Consider the following 15932-nt stretch of genomic DNA (forward strand, 5'->3'; position numbering starts at 1 on the left):
GGCAGTCAGTCGCCTCCGCCCATATCGCGATTGAGCGATTCAAGAATCATACTCATTTCAGCAGATTCATGAGCTTTCAGGGACCGATTGAAATCGGCAAAACGATCTGCGGCTGAATCCAGCTGTGGGTGCTTACCTGAGCACTGTTTGACTACGGATTCAGCTATCTCCCGAATTGTGTTATACAGTGGAGCATGTTGGTCGCGCAGCTTGACAGCTTGTTCATGGAATCGCGGCGACTCTTCTAGGGCGTGGTCGAAGTAACCGTAGGCCTCTTCCAATGAAAAATGCAGCGCTAATTGATCGACTAGGGCTTCGATCAATTCCAGAAACTGACGTGGGTGATTTTGTAATGCAATCCGATTGCCGGTCAGCTTTTCCAGTTCAACCAACAGCTTCTGCAATTGCAAGTGATCTTGTTTGATCTCCTGAAAGAAAGGTGCGTTGACCGTGATCCGTGTGGAGGATTTATCAACCATAGTCCGCTCCCAGTCGATCGAGGATTATCGAACTCGTGCGGTCTAGCCTACACTCTCGTTGAAGCCGAAGCAACGTGGTTTCGTCAAAATACAGGTTGCAAAAAAGGCGTCAGAAACTATTCGAGTTCCCGCAGCAACTGGAGCAATAACGGCAGGGGCTCGTCCGCTTGGCGACTTTCCGAGGCCGTCAAATCCCAGGCCTTCAACCAGCGCGTTTCTTGACGCGTGAGTCCGAAATCTTGCAGCAAGTGTTGTTCCAGGTCAGGCAAGTGCGCTGCTCCGTAGAAGATGCCGATTTTTCGACGCCCCATGTCGATTTGCTTCTTTAATCCGCGCAACGCTTCGGCATTGCGATCCACGACCAACAACTGATTGAGCGATCCGCCCATAGCTTGGTCCAGGGCACCGGCTGACGAAAACTGTTTGGCCAGCATGATCTTGGCCTTCTGTGGATTGCTCAACAACTCGACAAGGCTCAGCGGATTTTCCAGCGGATCATTGGTCACAGCATCGCCCTGCGCAGCCTCATTACCCGTCGCCAGATTCTGTTGTCGTAACGACTCCAAAACTGTGGACAAAACCAACGTGAGCACACTTTCACCACGTTCCTGCATCTTGTGAGCCATCTGCTCAGGCGTCATATCAGCGCGCACAAAATGCGGCTTGTTATAGTCGATTTTCTCAAGCTGCGACTGTAATCGCAGGAAATTCTTCATCCCGTCTTGCATCATCGAAATGGGGTTGGCCGATCGCCCTCCACCTCCAGGCGCAACCACGGTGCCCTCAGGCGCTACCAATTCGTACAGCAGGACATCGTATTGATCAAATAGTTGGTTGAGTTGTTGGTAATAAGCTGCGTCTGCGATATGAACAGCTGCTATCAGGTCGACTTGTACGCCATTGGCTGCATCCGAGTACACGGCTACAGCCGTATCCAACGACTTTGGCTCGCCGGCCTCTGACTGTGACAGCCGCATGAAGTCGCTGGTTTTCGACATCTGCTGGGCAGCTTTTGCCGGCTTGTCAGGCGGCTGAACCGCTGGTTGAGCCTGTTCCTGAGCTGAAGCAAAACGGCTACTGAGTAGAATCAGCAGTAGCAACGAACTAGACTTTCTCATGGCAACTATTTCCTCAGCAATGGCAAGCATTCTAGCGGCGGTAATCAAACCACGGGGCCTCAAATGATGATATTCGTCTGCGCCGTAACAATATTGGTCAAACCGCCCAGAAGACTGTGGGATACTTGCAGCAGTTCCCGTGGACAAGGTTTATAACCTGCTTAGCGATTCAAAATCAACCAGTCACCCATGGTATGCAGCTTGACTTCTCCTGGCAACATTTGCATGGCGGATTTGTGTACCTCCTCGCACTGACGAGCGTAGCGACCAGGTCGATCTAGTGCCTTCGGCCGATCGTCTGCCTGCATCTGAGGGTCTGGTGTCTCTGTACCTTTTGATTCTGGTGCCAATGACAACTCTTCCCAAGAGTGACGGATGAGTTCCCAGTGGCTGCGGCGCAGTGATTGCTGTGGCCACTGTCTCTGTTGCCATTGATTCTGTAAAACCTGTAGAAGAATCGGCCAGGCCACAGGCAACAGTTTTGCCGAGGGCAAACAAATTCCATTCCGTCGATCTGGTGGTAGCCGTCCTGCACTGATAGCCGCTTGCGATAAGTGCTGCGCTTGCTGCCAGTATTGCTGGGCCAATTGTTGCTGCACGACCAATGACTGCTCGGCAATTTGAGAGAAGGCGTACAATCGCTTATCGACATGCGGACCGTAAGCTGTGCGCAACAACGGCATGATAGTCTGTCGCAGAAAATTGCGCCGATACTTTTCATCGGTATTGGTGGTGTCTTGCCGGTAGGATTGCCCTAGCCGCTGCAAATACTCCTCAATCTGTTCGCGATAACAATGAATCAGAGGCCTGACCAACAGCAGTTCGTCTGCCAACGGTCGAGTAAGCCGTGGAGTGCTGACTCCGGCCAATCCCGTGCCGCGACACAGATTGTGCAACATGGTCTCAATGCGATCCGAAGCGGTATGTGCGGCCAACACATACCGCGCTCCCCACTGATAGGCGCCGTGAATCAAGAACCGATAGCGTTGGCGCCGAGCCGACTCCTCGGAGCGACCAGGTCGCTCGGCTGATTGAACAGTGTTCGCGGCGCTAGCCGTAACAAACTCCACACCTAACGATTGACTCAACTGGCCCACGAATTGTTGGTCGGCGTCGCTGTCAGCACCACGCCAACCATGATTAAAGTGAGCTACTTGGATGAGATTGCGATTATCGGTCAATTCGACGATGGCTCGCAACAACGCCACGCTGTCAGCGCCGCCACTAACAGCCACCAGCAAACGCTTATCGCGCCACCGATGGGCAGGCCAGGTGCCGAGCAGTTTTGCGACCAGGTCGGCGGGCTGTGTCATCGGCTAACTACTTGCGCAGAACGATATCGGACCAAGTGCAAGGCGCGCACATAGCCACGCTCGCCAGAGCGTGACTAAACCGCTGACTCCTCTTCCGCCCTCTGGCGAAGGCAGCCACTTTTGATGGTCTGGCCACGGTGCTACGCGCATCTGCGGCTATGATACCCGAACGGCCCCAGCTTAGGCGGCCCGCCGGTCCTGGGCTGAACGAATTCCGACATCAAATTGCGCGTGGCGCCCTGCGGAAGATTCCAGGCTAGCTCGCCGCCACAAAGCAGCAATCTCAGCAAACAAAGACACCCGCTCAGTTTGCCGGTAGATCGAGTCAGCGGGTAGCCCTGCCATCAAGCGGCGATGCGCACTGCCCAAATTATGGTAAGGAAGACTCGGGAAGAGGTGATGCAGCGCGTGATAACGAGTTCCAATCGGCCCCCACAACTCAGTAATCCACGCGCGGTGCGGATAATTGAGGCTATCCAGCAGTTGCTGTTCGAAACTCAGCTCGTGCCCATCTCCAGTCCAACGGTGCGCCCCCAGAGTGCGAATATTGTTCATCAGTACCAGCGTCACAGCTAACAAGTATCCGAACACCGGTGTTGTGCTAACCATGATACCGCTGGCCCAGGCAGCGATCAGCCCCAGACACCAAGCCCAGCAGGCGAACTCTTGCAAGCGCATGATCTTGCGTGACTGCACACCAAAGTCGCCGCGCAAGTAGAATATATCGATAATCATGCTACTTGCATGTTGCTCCATCCAGCGTCGGAAACCCGGAACGAACCAAGCCAGCGGCGTCATGAGTGTGAATCGGACAAAGGCAGCGGCGGGCACAACTGCCGCGGCTGCGATGAACAGTAGAATATTTGACGGATGTCGATGACTCAGTTCGATGTACTCGCCATCCTTTTCGGTACCATAGTGCTTGCGCCGGTGGTGTTCGACATGTGGATAGTACAAGAATGATGGCACCAGCAATGGTATGCCACATAGCAGATTCCAAGCAATGCGGAAGGCGGCGAAGCCTTGTGTAGGCAAGTGAACCAACTCATGCGTAAACATGATGGCCCGCATGTAGCAAATCGCAGTAATCGTGAACAAGGCACTGCGAGCCACCCAGAGGGAGACAGCAGATTGTAGCCAAGCCACATCCCAAGTATGTAACCGGGCCAGCAATCCAAATGCAACGTGGCCAGCCAAGATGCTGGCCAGAAAATCGACCCAATAAATCCAGGGCTTGGGCGTAGCTAAATCTTTGATTAGTCCACGCGCTTCTCGAATCGAAAACTGTTCGGTTGTGCTCCCCATCATCCCCACCGACGACTTTGTACTGACAATTGACGCAACCCAGATATCCCGACAATTCCTCAAACTTGCCTGTAGAATGAAGGCTAAATGCAAAAACCATAATTCGGCAATCCACAGCATGACTTCACAAAAAAGTCTGGCCGAAGTGAGTTTTTTGAGCGTCACGAGAACGAAAATAGTAAGTAGTCCGTTTTGTTTACTGTACAGCCAGAAAAATCTGGGATTCTGCGTCAAATAACTGGCGAAAAGACTGATTCATGTTCAAAGTAGCGGTCATCGGTGGAGGCATATCTGGGCTGGCCGCAGCTCTACACCTGGCGGAACAGCCACACGTTGAAATGCGGCTGTATGAATCTGCTGGTCGCCTGGGTGGAGTCTTGGAAAGTGTCTGCGACGGCGACTACCTTATCGAGCGTAGCGCCGACAATTTTGCGACGCTGATTCCCGATGCCCGTGAACTGTCGGAGCGATATGGCCTGCTGCCGTCGCTGATTCACCCCAACGCCGATGGGCGCCAAGCTTTCATCTATAAGAATGGAAGCGTTTACCCGATACCGGCCGGCTTCAGCCTGATGCAACCTACGCGAATATGGTCCATACTTTCGACGCCGATTCTTTCCTGGCACGGCAAGCTGCGACTGCTCAGCGAATACTGGATACCGCCTAGACCGGCCAACATGTCTGGTCAATTCGATGACGAATCGCTGCAATCGTTTGCCTCGCGACGGTTGGGCAAAGAAGCTTTTGACTGTTTGGTGGAACCGATCATCAGCGGTATTTTCACTGCCGACCCACAGTCGCTCAGTATGGCTGCCACCATGCCTCAATTCTGGGAAATGGAGCGCAGCAGCGGTGGACTGATTCGCGGATATTTGCGGGCTAAGCGCGCAGACTCGACGGCAGCAGCTCGTCGTGCCTCAGGCGCGCGCTACGACCAATTCATGGCACCGCGCGAGGGCATGAGCGCCTGGATCGAAGGTCTGGCTCGACACCTACCCGAGAATTGCGTTCGTCTGAATTGCCCTGTCACAGAACTGACCACTGTGACTTCACCTTCCTTAACCAGCTCAACGGGCGCTAGTGGCTGGCAGTTGAAAACCAGCGATGGCCAGAGCCTGATTTTTGACGGTGTGATTTTGGCAACGCCTGCCAGCGTGACTGCCCGGCTACTGCATACAGTAGCCCCCGTTGCGGCGGAATTAGTTGGCGGAATTCCATATGCTTCCAGTGCCGTGGTGGCGATGGTTGTGAACCGGGCTGACATTGCCGCGCGCGTCGATGGATTTGGGCTGGTCATTCCCAGTAACCAACACCGCACAGCGTTGGCCATTAGCTACTCCAGCAACAAGTACCCCGGCCGAGTCCCCGACGATCAAATGTTGCTGCGCGTCTTTCTGGGCGGAGCCCTGCGCCCCGAAATAATGGCCCAGACCGATCGAGAATTGTTGAGCATGGCCACGACTGAACTACGCGAGATACTCGGCTGGCGAGGGACTCAAGCCCGTTGGCAAGCCGTCATTCGTTGGCCTCACGCCATGCCACAGTACAACGTTGGGCATCTGGCGCGACTTGAACAAATTCATCAGCAACTCGCCGCTCTCCCCACCCTACGGCTGTGCGGAGCGGCCTACCAAGGGGTTGGCATTCCGCAATGCGTTCGCAGCGCCCAACAGGCTGCCAACGAGTTGTTGGGCGCGCTGCAATTAAATTGATGCCTCTGCGGTCAATGAAATACGCGACACGAACGCAGCACATCCGATGCTCGCTGCAACACGGCCACCAAGTGCCCAGAGACATCCACGGCAGCTATCGGCAGCTTGGCTAAATCCTCATCGGTCGTGGCCACACCTTGACCTGTTTCGAGGATTGGGGGCATGACTGAGGCGGCTTGTAGTCTATTCAACGCAATGCCGTTACGAATCTGGCGACACTGTTCATCGTCCAAGACGACTCTCGGCAATCGCTCCAACAGCACCAGTGGTGATCGTAGATGTCGCTGGATCGCCTGGCGATCAGTCAGTTGCTCAAGCGCCTCACAGCCATCAACAGTTGTCGATCCGATTCTCGTACGGACCAAGCGCGACATGACCGCGTCAGAATGCAGCGATCGAGCGATGTCGGAACCCAACGAGCGCACGAAGGTACCTGTACTGCATTGAATCGCCATCGTTACTAACGGATAGTGGAAACCAATGACTTCAAGACTATAGACCTGCACGACCCGACTTGGCACATCAAATGCGATTCCCCGTCTGGCCAGATCGTAGGCTCGCTGTCCCTGAACATGAACGGCGGAATGCCGGGGAGGCGTTTGCACAATCGCACCAATCCAGCCTTGCATGGCCCGACTCCAGTCTGGCAAATCAACCGCAGGAGTGTCAGGCAAAGATGTAACCCGGCCCTCCACGTCCAATGTCGGGCTTGATTGACCCAGCACAAAATCAGCCTCGTAACACTTGCGCTGTAGATGCGCGAACTCGACCAGACGCGTCGCGGGTCCAACGGCGACCAGCAGTACGCCGGTGGCTAAGGGATCAAGTGTCCCGGTATGCCCGACCTTCACTGGATCTGTCAGTTTCTGAATACGATTGACGACATCACGGCTGGTAAGTCCGGCTGGCTTGTCAATGGCCAACACTCCGAACAGCGCTCCTGCACCACTCAATTGCCAACCAGCTCCAGCGCCTTACCGGTGCTCCATTGACGAAAATCGGCTGGATCGCGATGCACTGCATGGTACAACGTATCGCGCTCCACCGGTTCCCGTCCGGTTTCACGAATCAATTCCTGAATCCGTTCGACCGACAACATCTCCGGCGTAGTCGCACCAGCATCGTGATAGATCAATTCGTGACGGACGGTACCGTCGATATCGTCGGCACCATAATGCAGGGCAATCTGCGCCGTTTCGATACCCAGCATGATCCAATACGCTTTGATGTGAGGAATGTTGTCTAACATCAGACGCGCTACAGCGATATTGCGCAGATCGACCAGAGCCGACGGCTTCTTGACATCCGTCAATTGCGTATTGTCAGGGTGGAATGCCAGCGGAATGAAGGTCTGAAAGCCGCCGGTCTGATCTTGCAGCTCGCGTAACCGCAGCAAATGATCGACGCGGTGATGCGCCTGCTCGATGTGGCCATACAGCATGGTGCAATTGGATCGCAAACCCAGCTGATGCGCCGTGCGATGCACCTCAAACCATTTGTGGGCATTGGCTTTGTGTTCGCACAACTGATCGCGAACTTCAGAATGAAAAATCTCGGCGCCACCTCCCGGAAGACTACCCAGCCCGGCCTGACGGAGGTCATCCAGAATGTCGCGGACGCTACGCTTGGTTAAGAACTCGAACCAGCCCACCTCAACGGGTGTCCAGGCCTTGAGGTGAATCGAGGGGAATTCGTTGTGCAATAGTTCTAGAATGCCTCGATACCAGTCGTACCCCATCTTGTGATGCAAGCCACCTACGATATGCATCTCGGTGCACCCATTGTCATAGGCTTCCTGCCCGCGCTGCCGAATTTGCTCGGGGCCCATCACGTAGCCCTTGGGATCGCGCAGGTCGCTCCGAAAGGCGCAGAATCGGCAGCGATAGATGCAAACGTTCGTCGGATTCAAATGCGTGTTGATGTTATAGTAAGCCACGTTGCCATGCATTCGCTGGCGAACCGCATTGGCCAGTTCGGCAAGTTCTGACAATGGCACCGCTGGGTCGTACAACGTCAACCCATCTTCAAACGTCAACCGCTGCCGAGCCTCAACCTTGTGCTGGATAACTTGCCAGCGCTGTCTTATCGAAGAATTATTCGCAACCATAACCACATCCGCACACAAAAATGGCAATGAACTAAGCTGATAGTATACCCCGGATGCGGCTGGTTTATAGCCTTAAGAGACTGTAAGTTGTCGCAAACCATGAGCACCCGTAGCCAGCGTCGCCAGAGGGTGGAATGCATGTCCGCCCGTCCGCTAGCGACGGCCACTACAAACTCCCACAACTTTTATGTACTGCGTCCGTGGTGCTGATTCAACCAGCGCCAAGCGTCCTCCAACGTCTGCTGCGATGGGCGACAATTGTAACCGAGTTCTTGCTGAGCCTTGGCGGAGCTGTAATAGTGATTCAGCTGGCCCATTGCGATCGAAGCACCGTTAATGTCACCTTCCCGCAACGGCAGGCATCGATACAGGGCATCACACATCCAACCTGCAACTGTCATGGCCCGATACGGCCAATACACGCGCCTGGGCCTGCCAGCGATTTGGAGAATGCGCGCCCATAAATCGCGATAGGTCAGGTTTTCGCCGGCCAGAATATAGTGTTGACCATCGGCGGCACGATCGATGGCTTGGACTATCCCGGCGGCCACATCGCGTGCGTCGCACAAGCTGCATCCGCCAGCCGTGGCTAGGGCGACGGGAGCCTTGGCGACGCTGAGCAGCAATCGACCGCTGGACGGCTTCCAATCGTATGGCCCCAACATGAACCCTGGATGAAGGATGCAAGCTCGAAGCCCCTGCTCGCTAATTGCACAGCGCACGACATCTTCGGCCTCGCGCTTGCTAACCACGTAATTACAAGGTACTTTGGGAACGCCCCCTGTAGCGGTTTCATCGATTGGCTGCTCTAAACTGATCGCCGCTGGCAAAGTATCGACCGTGGAGATGTGCAACAGTTTGACATCCTGAGCCACGCAAGCTTCTACGATTCGTCGCGTGCCTTCGACATTCACCTGTCGCGATTGGGCTAGTCGCGACCAACCTATGTGAATCATGGCTGCGCTATGAATGGCTGCCTGGCATCCCTTAATTCCACGGGCTAATTGCTGACTATCTCTTAGATCGCCGTCAACGATCTGCACATCCAGCCCCTCCAGGCCGCGTCGCGTAGTCTCCTGACGGCACAGCGCGCGCACTGCGTAGCCCTGCGATAACAGTTGGCGGACGATACTGTTCCCCAGCAGGCCCGTTGCACCGGTAACAAAGATCACCACCGTACATCACTTCCAAGAGACCCTACGCCCCACGCTGCGAACATCAAGCGTCGTGTTGGTTCAGTGATTCTAGCAATTAGGACTGCCAGCGTGAACCAGCGCTAGCGTACCAGCGCGCGACGATAAACGTCGGTCGGAGCTTCGGTTACTGGAATCGAAATCACTGCTGCATTGCGCTGTACGGCGGCCACGCGAAGCACGTCTCTCGAGTATTGATGGCAATTGATGCATGTCGTGAGCGTATGCATGTAGGTGTATGCGGCGCCATCCAAGTTCTGCTGCTCGGCCAATTCGGCCAATTTGATTGCTGCGCGATGCAGTTCGCCGCGGTAGTGCGAGTAAACCTGATCTTCACGAGGCCTCCAAACCTGGGACTCGCAAATATTTTTAAGCTCTTCGGCACCTTTACGAATCAAATCAAAATTGCCGGCTGTTAATCCTTCTACCAACCGCTGCGAGGCACCCAACTTGGCGCGCATGGCGATACTCAAATCTGCTGGCTCACGCGTGGTCAATGTTGGCTGTTGTGCCAATGCAGTCATTCCAAGTGCCAGCAAGCCAACCGCAATCATTCGTCCTACCACGCTCATATCATCCTCCTTGCCGAATAAGTCGTCCGCTGTGTTATCGGCAAAGTTGATGTGACCAGAACAGATAACTCACGGAATTCCGGAACCACATGTCGCGCCGGACCTGCCTAGCCCAACGGTCTATCTATGTTTGTCGCGACCGTCTCCAGGCGGTGGTCAAGCCCCAAGCCGCACGAATTACTAGTCCAGATATGTGCTGTGGCCGGCCGCAGCCTTGTACTGTTTTAACAACCGCTCGACTTGCTCCGCTGATAGCTTGCCAGATTGCATTTGTGCTATCAATTGACGCTGATAGCACTCGGCCAATTGGTCTGCATCATAGTGTGCAAAACGGATCATGTCGTTGATGGTGCTGCCCGGCACGATGCGCGTCACATGAAATCGGCCGTCGTTGTCGATGGCAACCTGCGCTTCGTTGGGATTGCCAAACAGATTGTGATGATTGCCCATGACCTCCTGATAAGCCCCTACCAAGAAAATGCCCAGATAGTATGGCTGATCCGGCTTCCAATCGTGTAACTCCAGTGTCTGATTGACATCTTTCAAATCCACGAAGCGATCGATCTTTCCGTCGCTGTCGCAAGTCACGTCGACCAATGTTGCGTAATCAGTCAGCTTTTCGTCCAGCCGATGAATGGGCACGATGGGAAATAATTGTCGAATTGCCCAGCTATCGGGAGCTGAACGAAACAGCGAGAAATTGCACAGATACTTCTGTGCTAGGCTACTCTTGAGTTGCTCAAATTCTTCGTCTGAAAAACTATCTTCTTCAGCCTCGCGCAACGCGCGATGGCAAATCTCCCAAAACAGGACGTCCCCTTTGGCTCGATCTTCCAAGCTAACCAACCCCAGGTTGAACTGGATCTGCAATTCGTCTTTCAACTGCAGAGCGTCGTGGTAATACTCGGCATAGTTCTTGGTATTGATGGAATCGCACAGATCTTTGAGTTCGGTAATCACCAACGGATCATCGGCGTCGATGGTAACTTCGGGCTGATCGTCGGCAAACGTCTCGATTTCGTCGCGAATACAGGTGATCAATACGCAGTGGTAGGCGGTCATGAATCGCCCGGCTTCCGTAGCTAAATGCGGTTCAGGTACGTTCTCCTCTTCACAGATGGACTTGAAGGCATACACCACATCGTTCGCGAATTCCTGTACCGTGTAGTTCACGCTGGAATCAAACCGCGTTTGCGATCCATCGTAGTCGACGCCTAATCCACCGCCGATATCCACCAATTCAATTTGGCAGTCGATTTGTCGCAGCTTGCAGTATACGCGCGCTGCTTCTCTCATGGCATGCTTGACGCGCTTGATATCGGTGATTTGCGAGCCGATGTGGAAATGGAGCAGCTTGAGCTGGCCGTCCAACTTTGCCTGGCGCAACATTTTGAGACAATCCAAGATTTCAGAGGTCGTCAATCCGAATTTGGCTGAATCGCCACCAGAGGATGCCCATTTGCCAGAACCTCGCGAGTAGAGCTTGGCTCTGAGGCCGATTTGAGGTGCCACACCCAACTCTTGCGTCAGCTTGAGTAGCATCCGCATTTCGTTTAGCTTTTCAATGACGATGACCACACGTTTGCCGGCTTGGACTGCTAACAGCGCCATCCTCAAGAACGTTTCGTCCTTGAAGCCGTTACACAGCAGCAGCGATTCTGGCGTCTGTTCTTGGGCGATGGCAGCGTACAGTTCGGCTTTGCTGCCACATTCCAAACCGACATTGCAACGCCCGGCCTCGCGCAAAAACTCTTCTACCACCTCGCGGCGCGGATTCACCTTCATGGGAAACAGTGGAAAATGCTGTCGCCTGTAGCCGAATTCCTGAATGGCATTTTGGTAGGCTTGCGTTAGCGCGCGAAGCTGACTGGTCAGTATCTGCGGAAATCGCAGTAGCAGTGGCAATTGGATACGGTGTCGCGACACCAGATAATCCACAATTTCCTTCAAATCCGCGAACCGTGCGTCACCGGCTGCTGGTCGCACCAATAGATTGCCGCGCGGATGGATATCGAAATACCCTGCCGCCCAATTCTCCACTCCGTAGGCGAGCTGAACATGCTGTAATCGTTCTTCGTTCATTGGCATTAGGCCTAAATGACTGCGAAACGTGAGGGGTAAAGCTGCGAATTCTACTGCGATGGGCCAACTTCGACGAGCCACCTGCACCATGTGCAACTCTGACTTTGATGCCACTAACGCGAATCTGGTCTCTTGCCGGACCAAGGCTGGTTTATAATGGCGGGTGAGCAACTGGCCGTTGGAGCTGACTACTTCGATTCGCAAAACAGAAGGTATGCATAAACTATGTCTCAAGATTTCAGCACCATCCAGGCGGCTGTGGATGCAATTCGTCGCGGCGAGGTCATTATTGTTTTGGATGCGGAGGATCGCGAAAACGAAGGCGACTTTATTTGCGCCGCCGAATTAGTGACCACCGAGACGATTAACTTTATGCTCAGCGGCCGCGGACAGCTGTGCTGTCCCATTCTGCCCACTGCCTGTGATCGCTTGCAGCTCAGACCGGTTGTCGACAGCAACAATGCTCCACTACAAACCGCCTTTATGACCCCCATCGATCACGCTGGTTGCAAAACGGGCATTACCGCGCAGGAGCGCGCTGAAACTATTCGGCTAATCGCCAATGGAAATTCCAAACCCGACGATTTTGTGCGGCCAGGTCACGTCTATCCGCTGCTGGCTCGCGAAGGCGGCGTGCTGCGGCGCGCCGGACACACCGAAGCTGCCGTCGATCTGCCGCGTATGGCCGGGTTGGCACCGGCTGGAGTGCTGACTGAAATTCTGGATAGCTCTGGCGATCGCGCGACTCGCGACGCACTGCTCGACTTGGCTCGACGACACAAGTTGGAAATTATCACCATCGAACAACTGATCGCTCACCGTCGCATCAGTGAAAAACTGGTCTCGCGTAGCGCTCACGCTCAACTGCCAACGCGGCTGGGCAATTTTGAAGTTATGGTCTACGACGTGCAATTTGAATCCCAGGAACCGATCGCGATCGTGATGGGGGATCTGACGACGCCTGGCCAGCAACCACCCTTGGTACGCATGCACAGCAGTTGTTTTACGGGAGACCTGCTGCAATCGCTGCGCTGCGACTGTGGCGATCAATTGCAGCAGGCGCTTCAGATGATTGCCACAGAAGGACGCGGTGTGCTGGTCTATCTACCGCAGGAGGGTCGCGGTATTGGTCTGGCACGCAAAATTCAGGCCTATGCGCTTCAAGAACAAGGCTTGGACACGGTCGAGGCCAATCATGCCCTGGGCTACAAGGCAGACATGCGCGACTATGGAATCGGTATTCAGATTCTGAAGGATTTGGGACTCAAGGAAATCCGCCTGCTGACCAATAATCCTAAGAAAACCGAAGCGTTCAACTTGCGCGGTTTTGATCTAAAAGTCATCGATCAAGTTCCCATCGTCTGCGAACCTAATCCGCATAACGCTACCTATCTTCAAACCAAACGCGAAAAGCTGGGGCACCACTTGCCGACGCAGGCGCATTAGCCAATGTTGCCGCGCGTTTTACTTCCTCATGCGTCCCTTCCCCCCACCCACCTTTGATTGCACTTCTCCCCGTATGGTTCATCGATCAACGCTTACGATTCGACCAGCCAATCACGGATCGCATTCCCTAGTCCGTTCGGTGGCGACGGGCGACGCTGTTAGCGCTGCGACTGCTGGACAGCCGCTGCCAGTTGCCCCCTTGCGCATCGGTTCGCTGGTGGTCGATCCTCCCATTTTACAAGCACCTATGGCAGGCTTTACCAACTATGCCTATCGCCAAGTGGTTCGCGAATATGGCGGCGTGGGCTTACAGGCCACGGAGATGGTCAACGCACGCGGGTTTGATTGGCTGGATCAGCATCAGACCGAGCATCCCGACCGGCTGTGGGGCGTCCGCGATGAACCGCGACCGTTGGCCGTTCAGATTTGGGACAACGATCCTGAAGTCATGGCTCGCGTTGGCCGTCGCTTGGTCGAAGATTATCAGGTCAGCGTGGTGGACATCAATTTTGGCTGTCCGGTGAAACAAGTCACGCAACGCGCCCATTCCGGGTCTTACCTGTTGCGTTATCCGGATCGGATGCGCCAAATCATTATCCGGCTGGTCGAAGCCTGTGCGCCAACTCCGGTAACCGCCAAGATTCGATTGGGCTGTACGCGCAAGTGTGCCAACCCGTCCGAAATTGCAGGCGTTATCGAAGACGCGGGCGCGGCTGCCCTAACAGTACATGGACGCACAGCGGAGGAATACTTTTCTGGCAGCGCCGACTGGGAGCAAATCGCCTCACTCAAAAAGCATCTTGCGCGGATTCCCTTGATCGGCAACGGCGATTTGGACAGCGCGGACAAAGTGGTCCATGCTTTCCAGCATTATCAAGTCGATGGTGTGATGATCGCGCGCGCCGCCTTAGGACGCCCCTGGCTATTTGCTCAAGCTACTGCCGCACTGCGCGGACTACCCATCCCGCCTGATCCACCGCTGGACGAGCAGCGCCTGTGCATGTTGCGACACTTTGATTTGGTAGTTGCGCGCTTCGGGCCTGCCAAAGGCACTCAGTTGATGCGCAAATACGCCTGCTGCTATGCTCAGGGTAAACCCGGTGCACGCAATTTTCGCAGCCAAGTTGCGCACATCACTACGCCCGATCAGTTTTACCAAGTGGTCGATCGCGAGTTTCCTCGCGACACCGAGCTGTAGATTGGAGAATCTCTGATCGGCATATTTAAGTCGGGCTGCGAGCGGTGGCTGCTTCCGTTACATTGTTAGTCCCTCGAGACCCATTGCAGGAGCGATTTTCGTCGGAGGGGGACTGGCAGTGATCATCCTCAATCGAGCGACCAGGAGCTGGGTTGAACCTCATGTAACCACTGGCAACCTTGTGGCCGGTATCAAGACTTTCCTTCGGCAGCATTTTCGAGTTTTTCCAGATGTCCGATTTTTCTAGCGACCATCAACCTTTAGAGCAATTCCCCGACGCAGTCGGCGAAGACGTCAAGGAGCGACCACAACCGGCTGACGAGCCGGCTGACGGCGCGGGCACGGTAACTCGCCGCAGCGATTTGTATGCTCAACTGCGACAGACTATCGATCGACTGGAGGATGAAGGTACAACGCGCGGCGATTTGAAGATACTTCTGCGGACGCTAAGCGAACTGCGCGATGCCTTCCGCGTATTTCAACCCTATCGGCGACGACGCAAGGTAACCGTATTCGGATCAGCGCGAACTGCCGAAGATCATCCAACCTATCAACAGGCGGTGGCATATTCCCAGACTATGGCTGCTCACGGCTGGATGACCATTACCGGTGCCGGCCACGGAATCATGGAAGCCGGTCACAAGGGAGCTGGCATCGATCTGTCGATGGGTCTGAACATCCATCTGCCCTTTGAACAAAGTTCCAATCCGGTCATCGACGGTGATCACAAGCTGGTGACCATGAAATACTTTTTCACCCGCAAGTTGATGTTCGTCAAAGAGTGCAGTGCCGTAACGTCGTTGCCGGGCGGCTTTGGAACACTGGACGAGACCGCAGAAGTATTGACCCTCTTGCAGACCGGCAAGCAGACTATGCTGCCCGTGGTACTACTGGATGCGCCCGGTGGAGATTTCTGGCAACACTTCGGCCAGTTCGTAACCCAAACGCTGCTGGCAGACGGCATGATTAGCCCAGAGGATACCGCACTCTACACGATCACGGATAGCGCTCAGCAGGCCGCCGCCGAAACGCTACGGTTTTATCGGGTTTACCATAGCATGCGCTATGTCGACGACCAACTCGTGCTGCGCATCACTCAGCCACTCACTCCTGAAGACTTGGACGCGTTGAATACCGACTTTAGCTCTATCTTAACTCGTGGAAAAATCGAACAGGTAGCGGCGCTGCCAGCCGAGCGCAATGAACCGGACCTCGCGCACCTGCCACGCTTGAAAATGCATTTTAATCGCAAGAACCTGGGACGCTTGCGACAGCTGATTGATCGCGTCAATGACACCTGTCCAACTTGCCAAGCGGAAGCCACCGCATAGCGATGCTCTTGTAGCTTCGCTCCCCAGAGCGTGGTCGGCGCAGTCACAAGCTACCTACCCATGCTTGCCGAATGCC

At 54.7% G+C, this 15932-nt stretch carries 13 protein-coding genes; 4 read left to right on the top strand and 9 right to left on the bottom strand.

What is annotated here, in order from left to right; all coding sequences use genetic code 11:
- Positions 1-5 precede the first annotated feature (5 nt).
- The 4 genes from KF752_16500 to KF752_16515 all read right to left on the bottom strand — a co-directional run bounded on the left by KF752_16500 (position 6) and on the right by KF752_16515 (position 4380).
- Positions 6-479 (bottom strand): hemerythrin domain-containing protein, encoded by a 474-nt coding sequence (locus KF752_16500; protein ID MBX3423159.1) that lies wholly within the window; start codon positions 477-479, stop codon positions 6-8.
- Positions 480-595: 116 nt separating this feature from the next.
- On the bottom strand, positions 596-1597 hold the full coding sequence (locus KF752_16505) for a hypothetical protein (GenBank protein MBX3423160.1): 1002 nt from the start codon (positions 1595-1597) through the stop codon (positions 596-598).
- A gap of 161 nt (positions 1598-1758) precedes the next feature.
- Positions 1759-2910, bottom strand: a complete 1152-nt coding sequence (gene tilS, locus KF752_16510; GenBank protein MBX3423161.1) for a tRNA lysidine(34) synthetase TilS — start codon at positions 2908-2910, stop codon at positions 1759-1761.
- A 180-nt stretch (positions 2911-3090) separates the two neighbouring features.
- On the bottom strand, positions 3091-4380 hold the full coding sequence (locus KF752_16515) for a fatty acid desaturase (GenBank protein MBX3423162.1): 1290 nt from the start codon (positions 4378-4380) through the stop codon (positions 3091-3093).
- 92 nt (positions 4381-4472) lie between these two features.
- On the opposite strand from KF752_16515, the gene hemG reads away from it, so the two are divergent.
- Complete coding sequence (hemG, locus tag KF752_16520; protein ID MBX3423163.1) at positions 4473-5927, top strand: protoporphyrinogen oxidase; 1455 nt, start codon at positions 4473-4475, stop codon at positions 5925-5927.
- Between the two features lie 11 nt (positions 5928-5938).
- On the opposite strand, the gene truB is transcribed toward hemG, so the two are convergent.
- The 5 genes from truB to speA all read right to left on the bottom strand — a co-directional run bounded on the left by truB (position 5939) and on the right by speA (position 11881).
- Positions 5939-6880, bottom strand: a complete 942-nt coding sequence (gene truB / locus KF752_16525) for a tRNA pseudouridine(55) synthase TruB (protein MBX3423164.1) — start codon at positions 6878-6880, stop codon at positions 5939-5941.
- Positions 6877-8034 (bottom strand): aminofutalosine synthase MqnE, encoded by a 1158-nt coding sequence (gene mqnE / locus KF752_16530; GenBank protein MBX3423165.1) that lies wholly within the window; start codon positions 8032-8034, stop codon positions 6877-6879. The genes truB and mqnE overlap by 4 nt, the downstream gene beginning before the upstream one ends.
- Before the next feature lie 185 nt (positions 8035-8219).
- A complete protein-coding gene (locus KF752_16535) occupies positions 8220-9209 on the bottom strand; it encodes an NAD-dependent epimerase/dehydratase family protein (protein ID MBX3423166.1) in 990 nt (329 codons plus the stop codon).
- 101 nt (positions 9210-9310) lie between these two features.
- Complete coding sequence (locus KF752_16540) at positions 9311-9799, bottom strand: hypothetical protein (protein MBX3423167.1); 489 nt, start codon at positions 9797-9799, stop codon at positions 9311-9313.
- Positions 9800-9979: 180 nt separating this feature from the next.
- On the bottom strand, positions 9980-11881 hold the full coding sequence (gene speA / locus KF752_16545; protein MBX3423168.1) for a biosynthetic arginine decarboxylase: 1902 nt from the start codon (positions 11879-11881) through the stop codon (positions 9980-9982).
- 225 nt (positions 11882-12106) lie between these two features.
- Here speA and ribA point away from each other — a divergent pair, with 225 nt between their 5' ends.
- From ribA to KF752_16560, 3 genes are all read left to right on the top strand, one after another.
- Complete coding sequence (gene ribA, locus KF752_16550; GenBank protein ID MBX3423169.1) at positions 12107-13327, top strand: GTP cyclohydrolase II; 1221 nt, start codon at positions 12107-12109, stop codon at positions 13325-13327.
- Between the two features lie 73 nt (positions 13328-13400).
- Positions 13401-14525, top strand: a complete 1125-nt coding sequence (locus KF752_16555) for a tRNA-dihydrouridine synthase (GenBank protein MBX3423170.1) — start codon at positions 13401-13403, stop codon at positions 14523-14525.
- A 230-nt stretch (positions 14526-14755) separates the two neighbouring features.
- Positions 14756-15856 (top strand): LOG family protein, encoded by a 1101-nt coding sequence (locus tag KF752_16560; GenBank protein ID MBX3423171.1) that lies wholly within the window; start codon positions 14756-14758, stop codon positions 15854-15856.
- Positions 15857-15932: the final 76 nt, after the last annotated feature.

This window comes from Pirellulaceae bacterium (genome assembly GCA_019636385.1).
In the GTDB taxonomy this organism is placed as follows: domain Bacteria; phylum Planctomycetota; class Planctomycetia; order Pirellulales; family Pirellulaceae; genus Aureliella.

Coding starts and splice junctions, on each gene's coding strand:
- mqnE (MBX3423165.1), bottom strand. CDS start 8,034: ATGGTTGCGAATAATTCTTCGATAAGACAGCGCTGGCAAGTTATCCAG.
- hemG (MBX3423163.1), top strand. CDS start 4,473: ATGTTCAAAGTAGCGGTCATCGGTGGAGGCATATCTGGGCTGGCCGCA.
- KF752_16505 (MBX3423160.1), bottom strand. CDS start 1,597: ATGAGAAAGTCTAGTTCGTTGCTACTGCTGATTCTACTCAGTAGCCGT.
- speA (MBX3423168.1), bottom strand. CDS start 11,881: ATGAACGAAGAACGATTACAGCATGTTCAGCTCGCCTACGGAGTGGAG.
- KF752_16560 (MBX3423171.1), top strand. CDS start 14,756: ATGTCCGATTTTTCTAGCGACCATCAACCTTTAGAGCAATTCCCCGAC.
- KF752_16555 (MBX3423170.1), top strand. CDS start 13,401: ATGGTTCATCGATCAACGCTTACGATTCGACCAGCCAATCACGGATCG.
- ribA (MBX3423169.1), top strand. CDS start 12,107: ATGTCTCAAGATTTCAGCACCATCCAGGCGGCTGTGGATGCAATTCGT.
- tilS (MBX3423161.1), bottom strand. CDS start 2,910: ATGACACAGCCCGCCGACCTGGTCGCAAAACTGCTCGGCACCTGGCCT.
- KF752_16500 (MBX3423159.1), bottom strand. CDS start 479: ATGGTTGATAAATCCTCCACACGGATCACGGTCAACGCACCTTTCTTT.
- KF752_16540 (MBX3423167.1), bottom strand. CDS start 9,799: ATGAGCGTGGTAGGACGAATGATTGCGGTTGGCTTGCTGGCACTTGGA.